Source organism: Streptomyces sp. NPDC031100 (assembly GCF_055570785.1).
On sequence record NZ_JBVIGN010000006.1, the window covers coordinates 300,286 to 320,095 of the forward strand.

General features: G+C 71.2%; 16 protein-coding genes and 2 pseudogenes. 13 read left to right on the plus strand and 5 right to left on the minus strand.

What is annotated here, in order from left to right:
- The first annotated feature begins 127 nt into the window (after positions 1-127).
- Both ACZ5DS_RS19540 and ACZ5DS_RS19545 read left to right on the plus strand, forming a co-directional pair.
- Positions 128-637, plus strand: coding sequence for an SH3 domain-containing protein (locus ACZ5DS_RS19540; RefSeq protein WP_468239959.1), 510 nt, complete (start codon positions 128-130; stop codon positions 635-637).
- Between the two features lie 195 nt (positions 638-832).
- A complete protein-coding gene (locus tag ACZ5DS_RS19545; protein WP_468239962.1) occupies positions 833-1,591 on the plus strand; it encodes an XRE family transcriptional regulator in 759 nt (252 codons plus the stop codon).
- A 441-nt stretch (positions 1,592-2,032) separates the two neighbouring features.
- Here the strand turns inward: ACZ5DS_RS19545 and ACZ5DS_RS19550 are convergent, their stop codons facing one another.
- A complete protein-coding gene (locus ACZ5DS_RS19550) occupies positions 2,033-2,983 on the minus strand; it encodes a VOC family protein (RefSeq protein ID WP_468239964.1) in 951 nt (316 codons plus the stop codon).
- Positions 2,984-3,103: 120 nt separating this feature from the next.
- On the opposite strand from ACZ5DS_RS19550, the pseudogene ACZ5DS_RS19555 reads away from it, so the two are divergent.
- From ACZ5DS_RS19555 to hemC, 4 genes and pseudogenes are all read left to right on the plus strand, one after another.
- Positions 3,104-3,441: pseudogene (locus ACZ5DS_RS19555) on the plus strand (DNA-binding response regulator); the annotation flags it as partial.
- A 97-nt stretch (positions 3,442-3,538) separates the two neighbouring features.
- Positions 3,539-4,516 carry a non-homologous end-joining DNA ligase gene (gene ligD / locus ACZ5DS_RS19560; protein ID WP_468240349.1) on the plus strand — a complete coding sequence of 326 codons (978 nt, stop codon included), beginning with the start codon at positions 3,539-3,541 and terminating at the stop codon, positions 4,514-4,516.
- Positions 4,517-4,629: 113 nt separating this feature from the next.
- Positions 4,630-5,120: pseudogene (locus ACZ5DS_RS19565) on the plus strand (NPP1 family protein); the annotation flags it as partial.
- A 79-nt stretch (positions 5,121-5,199) separates the two neighbouring features.
- Positions 5,200-6,135 (plus strand): hydroxymethylbilane synthase, encoded by a 936-nt coding sequence (hemC, locus tag ACZ5DS_RS19570; RefSeq protein WP_468239967.1) that lies wholly within the window; start codon positions 5,200-5,202, stop codon positions 6,133-6,135.
- 9 nt (positions 6,136-6,144) lie between these two features.
- Here the strand turns inward: hemC and ACZ5DS_RS19575 are convergent, their stop codons facing one another.
- Positions 6,145-6,669, minus strand: a complete 525-nt coding sequence (locus ACZ5DS_RS19575) for a hypothetical protein (protein ID WP_468239969.1) — start codon at positions 6,667-6,669, stop codon at positions 6,145-6,147.
- 382 nt (positions 6,670-7,051) lie between these two features.
- On the opposite strand from ACZ5DS_RS19575, the gene ACZ5DS_RS19580 reads away from it, so the two are divergent.
- Positions 7,052-7,840, plus strand: a complete 789-nt coding sequence (locus ACZ5DS_RS19580) for a SigB/SigF/SigG family RNA polymerase sigma factor (protein WP_468239972.1) — start codon at positions 7,052-7,054, stop codon at positions 7,838-7,840.
- Positions 7,841-7,990: 150 nt separating this feature from the next.
- Positions 7,991-8,800 carry a VOC family protein gene (locus tag ACZ5DS_RS19585; protein ID WP_468239975.1) on the plus strand — a complete coding sequence of 270 codons (810 nt, stop codon included), beginning with the start codon at positions 7,991-7,993 and terminating at the stop codon, positions 8,798-8,800.
- A gap of 11 nt (positions 8,801-8,811) precedes the next feature.
- Here the strand turns inward: ACZ5DS_RS19585 and ACZ5DS_RS19590 are convergent, their stop codons facing one another.
- From ACZ5DS_RS19590 to ACZ5DS_RS19600, 3 genes are read right to left on the minus strand one after another with little or no spacing between them, the layout of a single operon-like run.
- Complete coding sequence (locus ACZ5DS_RS19590; RefSeq protein WP_468239977.1) at positions 8,812-9,093, minus strand: hypothetical protein; 282 nt, start codon at positions 9,091-9,093, stop codon at positions 8,812-8,814.
- Between the two features lie 31 nt (positions 9,094-9,124).
- The gene (glgX, locus tag ACZ5DS_RS19595; RefSeq protein ID WP_468240351.1) at positions 9,125-11,242 is read right to left on the minus strand and encodes a glycogen debranching protein GlgX; all 2,118 of its coding nucleotides are present in this window, start codon (positions 11,240-11,242) and stop codon (positions 9,125-9,127) included.
- 23 nt (positions 11,243-11,265) lie between these two features.
- The gene (locus ACZ5DS_RS19600; protein ID WP_468239980.1) at positions 11,266-11,778 is read right to left on the minus strand and encodes a pep a2; all 513 of its coding nucleotides are present in this window, start codon (positions 11,776-11,778) and stop codon (positions 11,266-11,268) included.
- 303 nt (positions 11,779-12,081) lie between these two features.
- On the opposite strand from ACZ5DS_RS19600, the gene ACZ5DS_RS19605 reads away from it, so the two are divergent.
- From ACZ5DS_RS19605 to glgB, 5 genes are all read left to right on the plus strand, one after another.
- Positions 12,082-12,381 carry a DUF5133 domain-containing protein gene (locus tag ACZ5DS_RS19605; protein ID WP_468239983.1) on the plus strand — a complete coding sequence of 100 codons (300 nt, stop codon included), beginning with the start codon at positions 12,082-12,084 and terminating at the stop codon, positions 12,379-12,381.
- 108 nt (positions 12,382-12,489) lie between these two features.
- The gene (locus ACZ5DS_RS19610; RefSeq protein ID WP_468239986.1) at positions 12,490-14,481 is read left to right on the plus strand and encodes an alpha-1,4-glucan--maltose-1-phosphate maltosyltransferase; all 1,992 of its coding nucleotides are present in this window, start codon (positions 12,490-12,492) and stop codon (positions 14,479-14,481) included.
- On the plus strand, positions 14,478-16,196 hold the full coding sequence (treS, locus tag ACZ5DS_RS19615) for a maltose alpha-D-glucosyltransferase (RefSeq protein ID WP_468239989.1): 1,719 nt from the start codon (positions 14,478-14,480) through the stop codon (positions 16,194-16,196). Before ACZ5DS_RS19610 ends, treS begins: the two co-directional genes overlap by 4 nt.
- A 31-nt stretch (positions 16,197-16,227) precedes the next feature.
- Positions 16,228-17,592 (plus strand): maltokinase N-terminal cap-like domain-containing protein, encoded by a 1,365-nt coding sequence (locus ACZ5DS_RS19620; RefSeq protein WP_468239991.1) that lies wholly within the window; start codon positions 16,228-16,230, stop codon positions 17,590-17,592.
- 4 nt (positions 17,593-17,596) lie between these two features.
- A complete protein-coding gene (gene glgB, locus ACZ5DS_RS19625; RefSeq protein ID WP_468239994.1) occupies positions 17,597-19,804 on the plus strand; it encodes a 1,4-alpha-glucan branching enzyme in 2,208 nt (735 codons plus the stop codon).
- Positions 19,805-19,810 lie beyond the last annotated feature (6 nt).

Below are 19,810 nucleotides of genomic sequence, written 5' to 3' on the forward strand. Positions count from 1 at the left end.
CCGTCGTCCCGGGGAACGTCCCCGGCGTCCCACGGAACGCGGGGACGGCATCCTGGCGGCCCGTCGCGGCAACGCTGGCTGTCGTGATCACGATGCGTGGTCACGAGAACGACAGCCGGAGGTTTCCATGATCCGACGGACTCTCAAGAGCGGTCTGCTGGCCACGGTCGCGGTGTTCGCGTTCCTGCCCGTGTCGGCCGGGGCCGCACCGGCGAGCGCCACCACCACGACCCCGCGTCCGGCGCCGCCCGCCACGGCCCAGCACCCCGCGCACCACGTCAAGCACGGCACCCACCACACCAAGCGCGTTCGTCAGCACCGGCACCACATCCGCTGCGTCCACCACTTCGTCGTGCCGGGCCTGGGACGGACGATCACGCAGGGCATGTCGCACCGCCGCACCCTGCCCGTGCTCGGCCGGGTCTCCACGCACGGCGCCCGGCTGAACGTCCGGTCCGGCCCGGGCACGAACTACCGGGTGATCGGGCACCGGCACGCACGCCGGCACCTGCACCTCACCTGCAAGACGTACGGCACCGGGGTGTACGGCAACCACATCTGGTACCGGCTCCCGCGGCACCACGGGTACGTCTCCGCCCGCTACGTCCGCACCGGACACGCCGTGCCGTGGTGCTGACCGCTGCGGAACGCCGTACGGCCTGACGGTCGAGGGCCTGTTCGGGAACTCCCCTTCCCCGAACAGGCCTTCGACGTGCAGATGCCTCACCGTCCTCCTACCTCACCCGGTGTTGCGGACCCCGGTCTCCAGGGAAGTCATTCCGACAACAGGGGCGAAAGTGCCCATAGCGGAACGGGAGTCGAGGGACGCACGATGCGGCATCCCCAAGGAGCGACCACGCCGGACGAGCCACTGGTGGTGAGACTGCGCGAACTGAAGGACGGTACGGGGCTGAGCCTTGCGGCACTAGCCGCGCGCACCCCGTACAGCAAGTCGGCCTGGCACCGCTATCTGACCGGCACCAAGCGGCCCCCGCGGTCCGCGGTGGAGGCACTCAGCCGACTGGCCGGCGCCGATCCCGCGGCCGTATTGGCCCTGTGGGAGGCGGCCGAGGAGCGGCCGGCACCGAGTCCACCGAAGGAGGAGGACCGGCCCCGCGCGCGGCTGCTGCCGTTGTCGGTGCTCGCGCTGCTCGGCACGGCCGCCGCCGTGGTCACCGCCGTCACCGTGTCCGGTCGGCAGGGTGCCCCCGCTCCGGCCTCGCAGACCTTCCTGACCGTGCCCCGCTGCCACGCGCGCTCCTGCCAGGGCCAGTTGCCCGACGCCTCGGTGTGCGCGCGGGACGCCCAGACCAAGAGCACGGTCACCGACTCCGGTTACGACGTCCGCCTGCGCTACTCGCCCGCCTGCGGCACCGCATGGTCACAGGTGCATGTGCGCTCCCCGCAGGCGCGAGAGGTGTCGGTGCGGGCAGGTCAGGACGTGCTGTCAGCGAGCTATCCGGCGAGCGACTCCGCCGGGGACACCAGCCCGATGCTCGCCGTCAGCTCACCCAAGGGTGTGGAGGCGTGTGCCGAGGTGGGCGGGAAGCTGGCGTGCACGGGCCTGGACGTGGAGCCGCCCGGCCAGTGAGGAGACGGCCGGTGCCGCACCCGGGTTCCGGGCGCGGCACCGTGGTGGTCACTGGGCGGGATGAGCTGCTGCTCCGCCGAGCTGCGCGCCGACCGGCGGCCCGAGCGCAGGGCCGCGATGCCGATGAAGACCATGGACGACACGCCGGCCGGGGCGAAGGCGATGAAGCCCCGGTCGCCGTTGCCGGCGGCGAGCAGCTGTCCGCCGAGCCACGGGCCGAAGACGGCGTCGAAGCGGCTCATGCCGGAGATCCAGCCGACGGCGGTGGCGCGGATGTCCGGGGTGGAGCCGATGGAGACGGTCGCGTAGATGATCGTCTGGGCGCTGTTGAGGAGCACACCGGTGAGGAAGACGACCAGGAAGGTCACACCCAGCGGCATGTGCACGCTGAGCAGGAAGACACCGGGTGAGCCGTCGGCGGGGCGTGCCGGGCAGCGGCGGTCAGCCCACCGGCGGTGTGCCGTGCGTGTGGAAGGACTCGATCGTCTTCAGGCCCCAGGCCTGCCCCCTGGCCCGCTCGGCCTCGGTCCAGGTGATGAGCGGCCAGTCGGGGGCCAGGACGAGCCGGGTGAGCGGGTTGCACAGCTCGATGCGGTTGCCGCCGGGCTCGTAGACGTACAGGAAGAACGTCTGCTGGATGGCGTGCTTGTGCGGGCCGGTCTCGATGAACACGCCGGTGTCGATGGCGAGATCGGCGGCGCGCAGGATGTCCTCGCGGGTGTCGGTCGCGAAGGCGATGTGGTGCAGCCGGCCTCGTGAGCCCGTCCAGTCCTCCGTGTACACGACGTCGTACGACTTGTGCGTGTAGGTCAGCCAGCGGGCCGCGATCCGCCCGGTGTCGAGCCGGACCTGCTCGGTGGGGCGGGCGCCGAGCACGTGTTCCTGGAACTCGGCGCCGGCGAGCACGTCGGCGGCGAGGAAGTTGACGTGGTCGAGCCGCCGTACGCCCACGCCCCGGTTGGGCTTGGCCTGCGGCTGGTTCTTCAGGGCCGGTTTCAGCTCGTCGGGGGCCTGGTAGTACTCGCTCTCCCAGTACAGGGCGTGTTCGTGTCCGTCCGGGTCGGTCGTGACGTACAGCGCGCCGAGACCGGGTTCGTCCTCGGCCCAGCGTCCCTTGCCGCCTGCCGCCTCGACGGCCCTGATACGACGGTGAAGGGCCTCCTCGCCGGAGGTGCGCAGCGCGAGCCGGCCGAGGCCGGGCTGGTCGCGGGCGGTGAGGACCAGGCTGTGGTGCTCGTAGTCGTCGAAGGTGCGCAGGTAGACGGTGTCGGTGTCCTCGCCGTTGACGGTGAGTCCGAGGTAGTCGGTGAAGAAGGCGACACTGGCGTCCAGGTCCGGGGTGAACAGCTGGGCGTGGCCGACATGGGCGATGTCACCGAGGGGCGGAGCCATCGTTGCCTCCAGAGGGGTGTGCGGGTGCGTGGGCGGTGGCGCGTGGGAAGACGGATCCGTCGATGATCTTGCGGGTGGTGCGGATCACGGCGGTACGACGCGCCGCCGGAGGGGTTGCGGCCGGGTGACGGCCTGGCCGCCACCGCCGCCCTCTGCGGCGACCGGGAGCTGACCGGCACCCGGGTGCTGGTCCTGACCGCCTTCGACGCCGACGAGTACGTCGTCCGGGCGCTCAGGGCAGGGGCGAGCAGCTTGCGCGGATCGCCGCGCTCACCCGCCCGGAACGGGAGGTGACGGCGCCGGCGGTGCAGAGCCGGTCCCACCAGGGGATCGCGGCGCGACTGGTCGTGTCCCCGCTGAGCGTACGCAGCCATGTCCACCGGGCGATGACGACGCCGGCGGCACGCGGCCGCGTCCAACTCGTGGCGCCGGCTTACCAGTCGGGCCTCGTGGCGGCCCGGGGCGAGGCCCGGCAGACGGGCCCGTTCAGGGGAACCGGCGCCGAAAGGCGCGTGAGGGCGACCGAAGCGGTCGACACCTTCAGCCGTGACCGCCGTGACCCTGCCGCTGATCGCGCCGATGCTCGCCACCCCCGGCAGGCTGCCGCCCGCATCCCAGGACGAACGGTGGGCGTACGAGACCAAGCAGGACGGCCAGCGGGCGATGGTCTACCTGCCCGGCGACGGCAGTGTGCTGCTGCGCGCCCGCTCCGGCGAGGAGATCACCGCCGCCTACCCCGAACTCCGGCCGCTCGGCCACGCTCTGGGCACCACGGCCGCCGTCCTGGACGGCGAGGTGCTGGCCCTCGACGAGCGGGGCCGGGCGGACTTCCAGCTGCTGCAGAGCCGGATGGGCCTCGCGCACTCCCCCGCGCGAGCGGCACGCCGGGCCGCCCAGGTGCCGGTCCACCTGGTGCTGTTCGACGTGCCCTACCTGGACGGGTCATTGCTCAAGGTCCCTTACGCACGGCGGCGGGCGCGGCTGGAGGAGCTGGGTCTGGCCGGACCGCACTGGTCGACGCCGGCCGCGGTGACCGGGCACGGCGCCCAGGCGCTGCGCGCGACCCGGGAGCACGGTCTGGAGGGGCTGGTGTGCAAGCGGCTGGACTCGGTGTACGAGCCGGGGGTGCGCTCCCGCGCCTGGATCAAGATCCGCAACCTGCGCAGCGAGGACGTGATCGTCGGCGGCTGGCTGCCCGGCAAGGGCCGGTTGACCGGGCTGCCGGGCGCGCTTCTGGTCGGCCAGCGGGCCGGCGGCCGGCTGCGGTACGTCGGCGGGGTGGGCACCGGCTGGAGCGAGGCGGAGCGGACGGAACTGGCGGCACTGCTGCGGGCCGCCGCGAGCAGCCGGTGCCCCTTCGACCCGGTGCCGCGGATCGCGGGCGCCCGCTGGGTGGTGCCCCGGCTGGTCGGTGAGGTCAGCTACAGCACCCGGACCCGGTCCGGGTTGCTCCGCCAGCCGTCGTGGCTGCGGCTGCGCCCCGACCTGGCACCGGAGGACTCGGCGGCGGATCTCCCCGAGGGCTTCGGCTGACCGCAGGTGTTCTGCGGGGCTTCACTCGTGGGACGCCTGTGACCTCTTGGCAGCGCGACGCCCGCCCGGGATGCTGAACCCCCTTGCGCCCCACCGCTGTTGGAGGTTCCCCCATGTCGTCGTCCGCTTCCCGGCTCCGGCGCGGCAGATGGCTCGCCGTACTCGCCGGTGCCGCCGCCCTGGTCGTCGCCTCCCCCACCGCCGCCTACGCCGCGCCGCCGCAGGCGCTGCCCGGCAACGCCGAGCCCGCCGAGCTGACGTAGCAGCCGGCCTTCGACTACGACACGGACGGCTGCTACCCGACGCCCGCCATCGGCCCCGACGGCACGATCACTTCGAGGGCAGCCACCCGAAGATCGTGTACCACAAGGACGGCATCAGCACGCACTGCTTCCGGCTCGCCAACGCGAACGACGAGCCGCCGGAGAACCACAGGCACACCTGGCAGTACCCGCCGCTGGTCGGCTGGAACGGCTATCCGGCGGGCCTGCGCGACAAGCTGAGCGGCTACGACGTCGGCAGTGCCAACTTCGGCCTGAAGGACGCGAACTTCGCCTCCCACCTCGCCTCGGCCAAGCCGTCCGGTATCACCTTCGACCCGAACACCTGGCCCGCACCCGAACATCCGATTCTGTTCGGGGGACATGACGGACCATCGCACCCGAGGGTCTATCGTGTCCCCCATGTCCGTCCCGGAACTGATCCGTATCGTCTCCCGCGACTCACCGATGGCCCTCGCCCAAGTCGAGCGTGTGCGCGCCGAGTTGGGGGCCCTCCATCCGGGGGTGCGCACCGAGGTCGTGCCCGTGAAGACCACGGGTGACAAGTGGCTCGGCGATCTGTCCAAGGTCGAGGGCAAGGGGGCGTTCACCAAGGAGGTGGACGCGGCCCTGCTGGCCGGGGAGGCGGATCTCGCGGTGCACTGCGTCAAGGACGTGCCCGCCGACCGGCCGCTGCCCGCCGGGACGGTGTTCGCCGCGTTCCTGAAGCGGGACGACATCCGGGACGCGCTGGTGCACCCGGGCGGGCTCACCCTCGACGCACTGCCCGCCGGCACCCGGATCGGCACCTCGTCGGTACGCCGGGTCGCCCAGCTGGCCGCCACCCACCCCCATCTGGAGTGCGTGCCGTTCCGCGGGAACGCGAACCGCCGGCTGGAGAAGCTGGCCGCCGGCGAGGCGGACGCACTGCTGCTCGCGGTGTCCGGTCTGGAGCGGATCGGCCGCACTGACGTGATCAGCGAGGTGCTGTCCACGGAGGCGATGATGCCGCCGATCGGCGCGGGCATCCTCGCCCTGCAGTGCCGGGAGGGCGACACCGAGCTGATCGACGCGGTCAGCGGGCTCGGCGACCCGGCCACGCACCGGGAGGCCACGGCCGAGCGGATGTTCCTGCATGTGCTCCAGGGCCACTGCAACAGCCCGATCGCCGGCTACGCGCGCGTGGACCGCAGCGGCGAACTCTCCCTGCGGGCCTGCGTGTTCACCCCGGACGGCAAGACACGACTGAACGCCCACGAATGGGCGGGCCGACTGGACGCGGCCACCCTCGGCACCTCGGTCGCGGTGGCACTGCTGCGGCAGGGGGCGCGCGAGATCATCGACGGCATCCCGCACTAGGGGCCGGCGTCAGGCGCTGTCCGGCTCCGTCTGGTCCTTCAGGAAGGCGCTGACCTGGTGGGCCAGGCTGCCCTGGGCGGTGCCCGCGGGGGCGGCCGCCGCGGTGCCCTCCAGGACACCGATGCCACCCGCCCACAGCCGGCGGTCGGTCCATTCCTCCTCGACCCGCAGATGGACCTGTACGTCCACGTGGGTGAGGGCGGCTTCGGGGGCGGCCGCGTAGATCACGGCGGTGGCGCGGCGCAGCGGATAGACGTCGAAGCCCTCGATGAACTGGGAGCTGCGCCAGTCGATGAAGGCGCCCTCCCCGTCCGGGCCGACCCGGACGTCGATCTGACCGTCCTCGAGCTGGATGCCGTAGTGCCGCGCGCCGCGGTTCTCGACCGTCACCCGGACACTGAAGTACGTCAGCCCGGCCGCAGCGTCCTCACGTCCGCGCGGCGGCTCGGCCGCCTCCAGGCGGTGGACGCGGACCCGCAGACCGGCATGCTCGTCGTACTCGTGCCAGTCCCCGACCACGTTCGGCTCGTACACAGTGCCCCTCTCGACCTCAGAGAGCTGCTGTCTATCTGTGCGCTCAGGGCACTGTCAAATGAGCAGAATGCGCTGTGGCCAGGGGATTCGCCCGCTTTGATCGGCGATCAAGCGTTGCCCAGGAAGAATCCCCTCACCGGGGTCCGGGGCGGGGTGCGGGTGCGTGCCGCACATCACGTCCGGCGACAAGATCAGCGGGCCGGTCGGCCCAGCAACGCAGGGCGTCGACCTGGTGGCGCGATGCGCGCACATGCGCCCCTTCGAGAGTGCGTGCATCCTTTAAGGGCTGGATTGTTTTGGTATGCCCGAGAGCGGCATTCCGACCTGAGTGCTCCTCCCACGGTGTCTGTCGATGCAGCACCTGCCGAGAGAGGTGCGCGCGATGCCTGCCACTGGTACGAAGCCCCACCCCCATGACGACGCCCCCGACACGGCCGAGTCCTTCGAGCGGCTCGCACGGTTGCCGGACGGTCCGGAGCGCCGGGCGCTCCGCGACGAGCTGGTCCGGCTCTGGCTGCCCATGGCCGAGCGGATCGCCGTACGGTTCCGGGGCCGCGGGGAGTCCTTCGAGGACCTGTACCAGGTGGCCGCGCTCGGCCTGGTGAAGGCCGTCGACCACTACGATCCGGCCCGTGGCCGCGCCTTCGAAGCGTATGCGGTGCCCACCATCACCGGCGAGATCAAGCGGCACTTCCGTGACCACATGTGGACGCTCCACGTGCCGCGCCGTGTGCAGGATCTGCGCAACCGGGTCCGCAGCTCCCTCAGGGAAATGGCGCAGACCACCTCGGGGCAGCCGCCCACCGTCGCCGAGATCGCCGCCCATACGCGGCTCAGCGAGGAGGAGGTGCGCACCGGTCTGGAGGCCCTGGAGTGTTTCTGCGCGCTGTCCCTGGACGCCGAGCTGGCCGGGACGGAGGGGTACGCGCTCGGGGACTCGCTCGGCGAGGAGGACCTCGGCTTCGACCTGGTGGTCGACCGCGCGGCGGTCAAGCCGTGCCTCCAGGCCCTGCCCGAGCGTGAGCGCACCATCCTCTACCTGCGGTTCTTCGGCGGAATGACACAGAGCCGGATCGCCCAGCAGCTGGGCATCTCGCAGATGCACGTGTCGCGGCTGCTCAGCGGCTGCTTCGAACGGCTGCGGGAGGAACTGCGCGCCGAGGCCAGCTGACCGCCGGCTCTTCCCCGCGCCGGTCCTCCGTCGCCCCCACCCGCCTGGCCCCCGCCACCCGGGGTACTCGACAGGCACGGGACCCCTTCCCGGTTGGACACTGGTGCCAGAACGGTGGCCGCCGGGCCCCGAGACCAGGACGCGACTGCCATGAACGATGACAAGCCTGCCAGCGGTGGACCGAGGACGAGGGACATCATCTCCACGCACTCCGTCTTCGGCGCCCCGTGCTGGGTGAGCCTGACCAGCCGGGATCTGGGGGCCACCCAGGAGTTCTACTCGGCTCTTCTCGGCTGGCGGTGGCGCGGCGCCAAGCTCGGCGAGCACTTCCGGATCGCGCTGGCCGACGGTGTGCCCGTCGCCGGGATCGCCGCGGTCGCCGCCATGTGGCAGATGGCGGTGGCCTGGACCCCGTACTTCGCCGTGCCCGACGCGGACGAGGCCGTGTCACGGGCCCGGGAGCGCGGCGGTACGGCGGCGGTCGGGCCGCTGTCCTTCCCGCCGGGGCGGGCGGCGCTGCTCGCCGACCGGGACGGGGCCACCTTCGGGATCTGGGAGGGAGAGCTGGTCGGCAACTGGGAGGCCTGGCGGCGTGCGGCCCCGACCTTCATCCGCCTGCACACCCGCAACGCCTTCGACTCCGCGCTCTTCTACGGCGAGATCCTCGACTGGGCCTCCGGCAAACCGGGCTGCTGCGAGGTCGAGTACGAGGGCGGCGAGGTGGTGCTGCGCAGCAGGGGTGACGTGGTGGCGCGCATCGACTCGGGCGCGGTGGAGGCGGCCTGGGACCCCTCGGTACGGCCGCACTGGCAGATCCACTTCGCGGTGACCGACGTGCCGGGCTGCGCACGCACGGCCGAGAAGCACGGCGGCAGCGTCCTGAGCGAGGAGGAGGACGAGGCGATCCTTCGGGACCCTGACGGCGCCCAGTTCACGGTCACGTCCCGCCGCTCGCGCTGAGAGGCCCAGTCTCAGCAGGCCGGGCCGACGCGGCCGGTCCACATCGCCGACTCGGCAGACGCCTCCCAGGTCACCCCGACGCCGGAGCCACCGGCCAGGTCCCCGAGCAGCACGGCGCCAGCGGCCTTCGCCGCTTCCGGTCCCGCCTCGGCCGGCACGCCGTCGAGACGTCCGCAGAGCATCCCGCCGCCCGCGGTACGGATGCTGTGGCGCCAGCCGTCCGGGGTCGCCAGCAGGACGATGCTCTCGGGCACGCCGCGCAGTGGCTTCTTCGTCTTGTGCCGTTTCGCCATGCGGCCATCCAACAGCACGGTGTCTGCCGGCCTATGCCCGACTGCGGGACGGCCGCGACAGCAGGATCAGGCTGCGGGACTCCACACGGAGCCGGGTGCCGGCCTTGCGTTCGCGTTCGTCGGGGATGCCGTCCGGGTCGGCGGTGTCGATGAGGGTCGTCCAGCGTTCGCCGTAGGACTCGTCGGGGAGGCGGAAGTCGACGGGTTCCCAGTAGCCGTTGAGGAGCAGCAGGAAGGAGTCGTCGATCACGCGCCGGCCGTAGGCGTCGCGTTCGGCGATCGCGTCACCGTTGAGGAACACCCCGACGGAGTGGGCGTCACCGCGCTGCCAGTCCCGGTCGGTCATCTCGCGGGCGTCGGGCCTGAGCCACATCAGGTCGGGCAGCGGCTGGTCGGCGTTGGTCTCGGTCTCGCCGCGGAAGAAGCGGCGCCTGCGCAGCACGGGATGCCCGGCGCGCAGATGGATGACGTACCGCGTGAAGTCCGTGAGGGCACGCTGCTCGTCCGTCAACTCCCAGTCGATCCAGGAGACTTCGTTGTCCTGACAGTAGGCGTTGTTGTTGCCGCGCTGGGTGCGGCCCAGTTCGTCGCCGTGGCTGAGCATCGGGATGCCTTGGGAGAGCAGCAGCGTGGCGAGCAGGTTGCGCTGCTGGCGGGCGCGGAGTTCGAGGACCGCCGGGTCGTCGGTGTCGCCCTCCGCACCGCAGTTCCAGGACCGGTTCGCGCTCTCGCCGTCCCGGTTGCCCTCGCCGTTGGCTTCGTTGTGCTTGTCGTTGTACGAGACGAGATCGCGCAGGGTGAAGCCGTCGTGCGCGGTGACGAAGTTGACGCTGGCGCGCGGCCGGCGGCGACTGGCCTGGTACAGGTCGGAGGAACCGGTCAGTCGGGAGGCGAACTCGCCGAGCGAGCCGGGTTCCGCCCGCCAGAAGTCCCGTACGGCGTCCCGGTACTTGCCGTTCCACTCCGACCACAGCGGCGGGAAGTTGCCCACCTGGTAGCCGCCCTCCCCCACGTCCCAGGGCTCGGCGATCAGCTTGACCCGGCTGATCACCGGGTCCTGCTGGATCAGGTCGAAGAACGCCGACAGCCGGTCCACCTCGTGGAACTGCCGGGCCAGCGTGGCCGCGAGGTCGAAGCGGAAGCCGTCGACGTGCATCTCGGTGACCCAGTACCGCAGCGAGTCCATGATCAGCTGGAGCACGTAGGGGTGCCGCATCAGCAGGCTGTTGCCGGTGCCGGTGGTGTCGTAGTAGTGCTCCCAGTCGCCGTCGACCAGGCGGTAGTAGGAGGCGTTGTCGATGCCCCGGAGGGACAGTGTGGGCCCCCTCTCGTTGCCCTCGGCGGTGTGGTTGTAGACCACGTCGAGGATCACTTCGAGGCCGGCCGCGTGCAGCGCCTTCACCATGGCCTTGAACTCGTAGACCTGCCGGCCCCGGCTGCCGAAGGCCGCGTAGGCGTTGTGCGGGGCGAAGAAGCCGATGGTGTTGTAACCCCAGTAGTTGGCGAGCCCCCGGTCCTGCAGCACGCCGTCCTGCACGAACTGGTGGACCGGCATCAGCTCCACCGCGGTGACGCCGAGCGAGGTCAGGTGCTCGAGGACCGCGGGGTGCGCGAGGCCCGCATAGGTGCCGCGCAGCCGCTCGGGGACCTCCGGGTGGGTGCGGGTCATGCCGCGCACATGGGCCTCGTAGATGACGGAGTCGGCGTACGCCCGGCGCGGCGGGCGGTCGTCGCCCCAGTCGAAGTACGGGTCGGTGACCACGCCCAGCATCGAGTGCCCGGCGCTGTTCCCCGCGGAGGGTCCGTCCGCCGCGCGTTCGTAGAGGGAGGCGTCGTTGTCGATCTGGCCGTCCACGGCCCGCGCGTACGGGTCGAGCAGCAGCTTCGCCGGGTTGCAGCGGTGGCCGAGGGACGGCTGCCAGGGGCCGTGCACCCGGTAGCCGTAGCGCTGCCCCGGGCCGACACCCGGCAGGTAGGCGTGCCAGACGAACCCGTCGACCTCGTACAGCGGGACGGACCGCTCGACCCCGGCGTCGTCCACCAGGATCAGCTCGACCTGCTCGGCGACCTCGCTGAACAGGGCGAAGTTGGTGCCCTGGCCGTCGAAGGCGGCGCCCAACGGGTAGGGGTGCCCGCTCCATGCGGGCACCCCTTTCCGGGACTTGCGTGCCGTCACCGGGCGGCCGCCAGGGCGTCGTCCGCGGCCGTCGCCGGGGCGGCCAGGGCGGCCACCGGGATCGCCCGGGGCACTTGGAGCCCCTGGCGCAGGCTCGGCGCCGGGGCGGTCGGGACCAGTGGGACGCGCTCGCCGGCGCGGGCGCGCTGCGAGAACCAGATGATCTTGCTGCCGCCCTCCGAGGCACAGCAGCCCCAGCCGTCGCTCATGGCGGCGATGTCCGCGAGGCACGCCCGCAGATCCTGGTCCGGGCGCAGGTCTCGGTCGTCACCCCCGACGGCCGTGATGAGATGCTGGCCGTTCCACCACATCTCGATCGACGTGTCCTTGTCCGTGGCGTGCTCGTCGATCGCACGCAACAGCAGTTCGGCGCTGTGGCACACGGGGACCACGAGGTTCTCGAGATCCCAGTAGCGCAGATGAGCGGCCAGGATGCGGCTGACCTGTCCCACCCGTTCCGGGCTGACTTCCAGGTCCAGGTGGTAGTAGCAGGGCACTGCGGTCTTCATCGTCGCTTGCTCCTCACCCGCGAGGCTCCCGCTCCCCTCGCCCCTCCGGGAGACAGTCCGGACACCGAGCGTGAGCGTCGATCGCTTCTGAGTCACCTCAACAGTGAGGGCACTACGCCATTCGTGCAACACGAGCCTCTCGAACGGGCGGATGGTTGAAGGTCCAACAGGACGATGCGTGGCCGTCCGTGCACCATGAGTGAAAGCCTCGATCGCCGTAACGGTCCCGCGCCTTCCCGCGCGCGGAAACCACCCGACCGTCGGGAACGCGCCCAGTCGAGAGCGTGGAAGGTGAAGAGGGTCATGCTGCTACCCGCCAAGGCCGAAGTGGCCCGGCAGTTGCGGCGTTACCGGGCCTGGGAGCGCCTGATGCTCGCCAAGCCCCACGACCGCACCGTCCGGGCCACCTTCGAGGACTCGGGCTACACCTTGTGCGTGCTGATGGGAAAGCGCTGCGCCCGGGAGGCGGCGGACGCAGCCGAGCGCTATCTGCGCTCCAGCCTGGCCGGCTATCTGCGCGAGCAGGACGGGCGGCCGCAGCCGGGCCGGGCGGTCCGAAGGGCACCGCCACCGGAGCGGCGTTCCACGGCGCCACGTCCCTGATCTGGCACCGTTCAGGGCGTTCCCCACGGAACGGCAGCAGCCGAACCGTTTCTCGGATCGCGAAGCCGGGCCCGGTGCCCGGCTTCGCGCACGGCGGAGGTGAGATCCATGCGCAGGACCCCGGCCATCGGCCGTGTACCGGTACGCGACGTCCGGCCGGCCGTGGAGTGCGGCAGGCGCCCGGCGAAAGCGGTGGCCGGGGAGACCTTCCAGGTCACGGCCACCGTGTTCCGCGAGGGGCACGAAGCCGTCGGTGCCAACGTCGTCCTGCGGGATCCGTCCGGCCGCCGTGGCCCCTGGACGCCGATGCGCGAGCTGTCCCCCGGCAGCGACCGCTGGGGTGCGGAGGTCACCCCGGACGCCACCGGCCGCTGGACCTTCCGCGTGGAGGCCTGGAGCCATCCGCTGGCGACCTGGCGGCACACCGCCTCCGTCAAGGTGCCGGCGGGCATCGACACCGGCCTCGTCCTGGAGGAGGGCGCCGGCCTCTACGAGCGCGCGGCCGCCGGAGTGCCCAGGGGACCGGAGCGGAACCTGGTCCTGGCCGCCGCGCAGGCCCTCGGCGACGACACGCTCTCGGTGCACCACCGCCTGAAGGCCGCGTTGTCGTCGGAAGTGGACGGGGTGCTGTCCCGGTACCCGTTGCGGGAGTTGGTCACCGCTTCGGAGCCGTTGCCGCTGCTGGTGGAGCGGGAGCGGGCCCTGTACGGGTCCTGGTACGAGTTCTTCCCGCGTTCGGAGGGCACGGCCGAGCAGCCGCACGGCACGTTCCGGTCGGCGGCGCGCCGGCTGAAGGCGATCGCGGAGATGGGCTTCGACGTCGTCTACCTGCCGCCGGTCCATCCGATCGGGACGACGTTCCGCAAGGGCCGCAACAACACCCTGAACCCCGCACCGGACGATGTCGGGGTGCCCTGGGCGATCGGCTCCCCCGAGGGCGGCCACGACGCTGTCCACCCGGCGCTGGGCACGATCGAGGACTTCGACGGCTTCGTCGCCCGCGCCCGGGGGCTGGGTCTGGAGGTGGCCCTGGACTTCGCCCTGCAGTGTTCGCCGGATCATCCGTGGGTGGAGAAGCATCCGCAGTGGTTCCACCACCGCCCCGACGGGTCGATCGCGTATGCGGAGAACCCGCCGAAGAAGTACCAGGACATCTACCCCATCGCCTTCGACGCGGACCTTCCGGGCCTGGTCGGTGAGACGGTGCGGGTGCTGCGGTACTGGATGGGGCACGGGGTGCGGATCTTCCGGGTGGACAATCCGCACACCAAGCCGGTGGTGTTCTGGGAGCGGGTCATCGCGGAGGTCAACCGCACCGACCCGGACGTGATCTTCCTGGCGGAGGCGTTCACCCGGCCGGCGATGATGCACACGCTGGCGCAGATCGGGTTCCAGCAGTCGTACACGTATTTCACCTGGCGCACCACCAAGCAGGAGCTGACGCAGTACCTGGGTGAGCTGTCGGGTGAGGCGGCCGCCTACATGCGGCCGAACTTCTTCGCCAACACCCCCGACATCCTGCACGCCTACCTGCAGCACGGCGGCCGGCCGGCGTTCGAGGTGCGTGCCGTGCTCGCCGCGACCCTCTCGCCGGCCTGGGGCATCTACAGCGGCTACGAACTGTGTGAGAACACCCCGCTGCGCGAGGGCAGCGAGGAATACCTCGACTCGGAGAAGTACCAGCTCAAACCCCGCGACTGGGAAGCCGCCGCCCGCGAGGGCCGCACCATCGCCCCCCTCATCACCCGCCTCAACCACATCCGCCGGCAGCACCCCGCGCTGCAGCGCCTGCGGAATCTCCGATTCCACCAGACCGACAACGAGAACGTGCTCGCCTACAGCAAGAGCACGGGCTCGGACACGGTCATCGTGGTCGTCAATCTCGACCCGCACCACACCCAGGAGGCCACGGTCTCGTTGGACATGCCGCAACTCGGCCTGGACCGGAACGCCGCCCTGTCCGTGCACGACGAACTGACAGGGGAGACCTACCACTGGGGCAGGACCAACTACGTGCGCCTCACGCCCGGCCGGACGCCGGCGCACGTGCTCCACGTCGGGCGATCGACGCCACAGATCGGAGGGCCCTCAGCGTCATGACTGTCAACGACCCCGTGCCGGACACCTTCGAGGACACTCCTGCCAAGGACCGGGACCCCGACTGGTTCAAACGCGCCGTCTTCTACGAGGTACTGGTCCGCTCCTTCCAGGACAGCAACGGCGACGGCATCGGCGACCTCAAGGGCCTGACCGCCAAACTCGACTACCTGCAGTGGCTCGGCGTCGACTGCCTCTGGCTGCCGCCGTTCTTCAAGTCCCCACTGCGTGACGGCGGTTACGACGTCTCCGACTACACCGCCGTACTTCCCGAATTCGGCGACCTGGCCGACTTCGTGGAGTTCGTGGACGCCGCCCACCAGCGCGGCATGCGCGTCATCATCGACTTCGTCATGAACCACACCAGCGACCAGCACCCGTGGTTCCAGGAGTCCCGCAAGAACCCCGACGGCCCCTACGGCGACTACTACATGTGGGCCGACGACGACAAGCAGTACGAGGACGCCCGGATCATCTTCGTCGACACCGAGGCCTCCAACTGGACCTTCGACCCGGTCCGGGGCCAGTACTACTTCCACCGCTTCTTCTCCCACCAGCCGGACCTCAACTACGAGAACCCGGCCGTACAGGAGGAGATCCTGGCGGCACTGAAGTTCTGGCTGGACCTCGGCATCGACGGCTACCGGCTCGACGCGGTCCCCTATCTCTACGCGGCCGAGGGCACCAACTGCGAGAACCTCCCCGCCACGCACGCCTTCCTCAAGCGCGTGCGCCGCGAGATCGACGCGATGTACCCGGACACCGTGCTGCTGGCGGAGGCGAACCAGTGGCCGGAGGACGTCGTCGACTACTTCGGCGACTACACCTCCGGCGGCGACGAATGCCACATGGCCTTCCACTTCCCCGTCATGCCCCGCATCTTCATGGCCGTACGCCGCGAATCGCGCTACCCGGTGTCCGAGATCCTGGCCAAGACCCCGGCCATCCCCTCCGGCTGCCAATGGGGCATCTTCCTGCGCAACCACGACGAGCTGACCCTCGAAATGGTCACCGACGAGGAACGCGACTACATGTGGGCCGAATACGCCAAAGACCCACGCATGCGCGCCAACATCGGCATCCGCCGCCGCCTCGCCCCCCTGCTCGACAACGACCGCAACCAGATCGAGCTGTTCACCGCCCTGCTGCTGTCCCTGCCCGGCTCACCGATCCTCTACTACGGCGACGAGATCGGCATGGGCGACAACATCTGGCTCGGCGACCGCGACGCCGTACGCACCCCCATGCAGTGGACCCCCGACCGCAACGCCGGATTCTCCTCCTCCGACCCCGGACGCCTCTTCCTGCCCACCATCATGGACCCGGTCTACGGCTACCAGGTCACCAACGTGGAAGCCTCCATGTCCTCCCCGTCCAGCCTGCTCCACTGGACCCGCCGCATGATCGAGATCCGCAAGCAGAATCCTGCCTTCGGACTGGGGTCCTACAACGAGCTGCAATCCTCCAACCCCGCCGTCCTGGCCTTCCTGCGCGAATACGGCGACGACCTCGTGCTGTGCGTGCACAACTTCTCCCGGTTCGCACAGCCCACCGAACTCGATCTGCGCATCTACGACGGTCGGCACCCGGTCGAGCTGATCGGAGGCGTGCGCTTCCCCGCCATCGGTGAACTGCCCTACCTGCTGACCCTCGCGGGCCACGGCTTCTACTGGTTCCGGCTCACCCGAGTCGCATCCCGCATCGGCCGCCGCCGCTGAACACCCGGCGCCGAGGAAAGGACGCGTCACCATGCCGAAGGCGATCACCCTCCGGCCCAGAGCCGCGGCCGGCGTCGACCGGCCCCTGGTCTCGCTGGGCGCGCTGCTGCGCGACTGGCTGCCCCAGCAGCGCTGGTTCGCGGGCAAGGACCGGCCCGTCACCGACCTGTCGGTGGTGTCGGTGACGGAACTGTTCCCCGGATGCCTGCACCTGCTGGTCCACGCCTCGCACGCGCCGGTGCCCACGCCCGGCGGCACTCCCCCGCCCGGTGACTGCTACCAGCTGCTGCTGGGGGTGCGCGAGCGCCTCGCCCCGCGTCTGGAGCGGGCGTTCATCGGCCGCGCCGAGGAGGGCCCGCTGGCCGGTCTCGCAGTCTACGACGCCCTGCACGACCCGCGCTCGGCCCATCTGCTCCTGGAGCGGCTGCGGCACCCCGGCACGGCGGGCCCGCTGTGCTTCGAGGCGGCCCCGGGCATCCAGCTGCCCGGCGGGCTGCCGCCGCGGCTGCTGGACGCCGAGCAGTCCAACTCGTCGATCGTCTACGGCGACGCGTACGTCCTGAAGCTCTTCCGCCGCATCCAGCCGGGCGTCAACCCCGATCTGGAGGTACCGGGCGCACTGGCCGCGCAGGGCTGCGCACGGGTGCCGGCGCCGGTGGCCTGGTTCAGTACGACCGCCCCGCGCCCGGCCACCCTGGGCGTCCTGCAGCCGTTCCTGCCGGACGCCACCGACGGCTGGACGCTGGCGCTGCACGCGCTCGCCACGGGCGAGGACTTCACGGCCGAGGCCCGGGAGCTGGGCCGGGCCATGGCGGAGGTGCACCTCGCACTGGCCGAGGCGTTCCCGCCGGCCGGGCCGGGCGAGAACGGCCGTACGGCGGAGGCGATGTGTGCGCGGCTGGACGCCGCCACGCGCGCGGTGCCCGCGCTGCGCCCCTTCGTGCCCGGCCTGCGGGCCGCGTTCGGTGCGCTGGCCACGTGCGACACCGGACCGCCCGCCCAGCGCATCCACGGCGACCTGCACCTCGGTCAGGTGCTGCGGGCCGGGCGGGACTGGTTCGTCATCGACTTCGAGGGCGAGCCGTCCCGGCCGCTCGCCGAGCGCCGTGCGGCGCAGTCCCCGGTGCGGGACGTGGCCGGGATGCTGCGCTCCTTCGACTACGCGGCCCGGCAGCGCCGCCCCTGGCGGCCGGAGTGGGCGCGCCGCTGCCGGGAGGCGTTCTGCGCGGGCTACGCGGCCCGCGCCGGTTGGGATCCCCGCAAGAAGCACGCGCTGCTGCGTGCGCACGAGACGGACAGGGCGGTGTACGAGGTGCTGTACGAGGCGAGACACCGTCCGGACTGGCTTTCGGTCCCGATGGCGGCGATCGAGCGGCTCGCCGTGTGGGGAGGCTGAGGTCATGGCACTGCGAGAGACCTCACGTCCCGAGTCCGCCGGACCCGCTGCGGTCGCGGCCGCCCCGCTCGACCCGGGCGACCGCGACCGCCTGCTCGGCGGCGCCCATCACGATCCGCACGCCCTGCTGGGCGCCCACCTGGTGCCGGGCGGCACCCTGTTCCGGGCGCTGCGCCCGAACGCCCGTGCGGTCAGCGTCGTGGTCGACGGGACGCGCACCAAGCTGGTGTCGGAGGGCGGCGGGCTCTTCGCCGCCGTGCTGCCGCACCCGGAGATCCCGTCGTACACGCTGCTGGTGGCGTACGACGACACCGAGCAGGAGGTGGAGGATCCGTACCGTTTCCTGCCCTCCCTCGGTGAGCTGGACCTCCATCTGATCCGCGAGGGCCGGCACGAGCAGCTGTGGAAGGCGCTCGGCGCCGAGCCCATGACCCATCAGGGAGTGGCGGGCACCCGGTTCACCGTGTGGGCGCCGAACGCCCAGGGGGTGCGGGTCGCGGGCGACTTCACGTACTGGGACGGCACGCAGTACCCGATGCGGTCGCTGGGCGCGTCCGGCGTGTGGGAGCTGTTCCTGCCGGGCATCGGCGAGGGCGTCCGGTACAAGTTCGAGATCACCTCGCGGCACGGCGGCCGGTTCCTGAAGGCGGATCCGATGGCCCGCCGCACGGAGGTCCCGCCCGCGACGGCCTCCGTGGTCGCGGTCTCGCGGTACGAGTGGGGCGATGCGGAGTGGATGGCCCACCGCGGCGACATCCCCGTCCACGAGGCCCCGCTCTCGGTGTACGAGGTCCACCTGCCGTCCTGGCGCCCCGGTCTCACGTACCGCCAACTGGCCGACCAGCTCCCGGCGTACGTCACGGAGATGGGCTTCACCCACGTGGAGCTGATGCCGGTAGCCGGGCATCCCTTCAGCGGGTCCTGGGGCTACCAGGTCACCTCCTACTACGCGCCGACGCCCCGCCTCGGCTCACCGGACGACTTCAAGTACCTCGTCGACGCGCTGCACCGGGCCGGCATTGGCGTGATCATGGACTGGGTGCCGGCGCACTTCCCCAAGGACGACTGGGCACTGGCCCGGTTCGACGGGGACCCGCTGTACGAACCCGGGGACTCCCGGCGGGCCGAGCATCCGGACTGGGGGACGTACGAGTTCGACTTCGGGCGCACCGAGGTGCGCAACTTCCTCGTCGCCAACGCCGTGTACTGGTGCGAGGAGTTCCACATCGACGGCCTGCGCGTGGACGCCGTCGCCTCCATGCTCTACCTCGACTACTCGCGCGACTCCGGACAGTGGACGCCGAACGTCTTCGGCGGGCGGGAGGACCTGGACGCGGTCGCCTTCCTGCAGGAGATGAACGCCACCGTCTACCGGCGCTGCCCCGGTGTGGTGACGATCGCCGAGGAGTCCACCGCCTGGGACGGGGTCACACGGCCGACGGACAGCGGCGGGCTCGGCTTCGGGCTGAAGTGGAACATGGGCTGGATGCACGACTCGCTCCAGTACATCCAGCACGAGCCCGTGCACCGCAAGTACCACCACAACGAGATGACGTTCTCGATGGTGTACGCCTACAGCGAGAACTACGTCCTGCCCATCTCGCACGACGAGGTCGTGCACGGCAAGCAGGCCCTGGTGTCCAAGATGCCGGGCGACTGGTGGCAGCGGCGGGCCAACCACCGCGCCTACCTCGGCTTCATGTGGGCCCATCCCGGCAAGCAACTCCTCTTCATGGGGCAGGAGTTCGCGCAGGGCGCCGAGTGGTCCGAGCCGCACGGCCCCGAGTGGTGGCTGCTGGACGCGGACCACCACTCCGCGGGCGACCACCGGGGTGTGCAGGATCTGGTCCGGGACCTGAACACGCTGTACCGGGCCACCGGGGCGCTGTGGCGGCGGGACACCGATCCGGGCGGATTCCGCTGGGTTCTGTGTGACGCGGCGGACGACAACGTGTTCGCGTTCCTGCGCTACGACGCCGACGGCTCCCCCCTGCTGGCGCTGTCGCACTTCTCCCCGGCCGTGCGGCACGACTACCGCCTCTGGGTTCCCGACGAGGTCACGGCCTGGCAGGAGACCCTGAACACCGACGATCCGCGCTACGGCGGCAGCGGTGTGGGCGTCGGCGCTCCGGGTGCGCTGAAGCCCGAGGACGGATTCCTCCGGCTCACGCTGCCGCCGCTCGCCACTGTCTGGTTGACGCCCGTGCGCTGAGCCGGC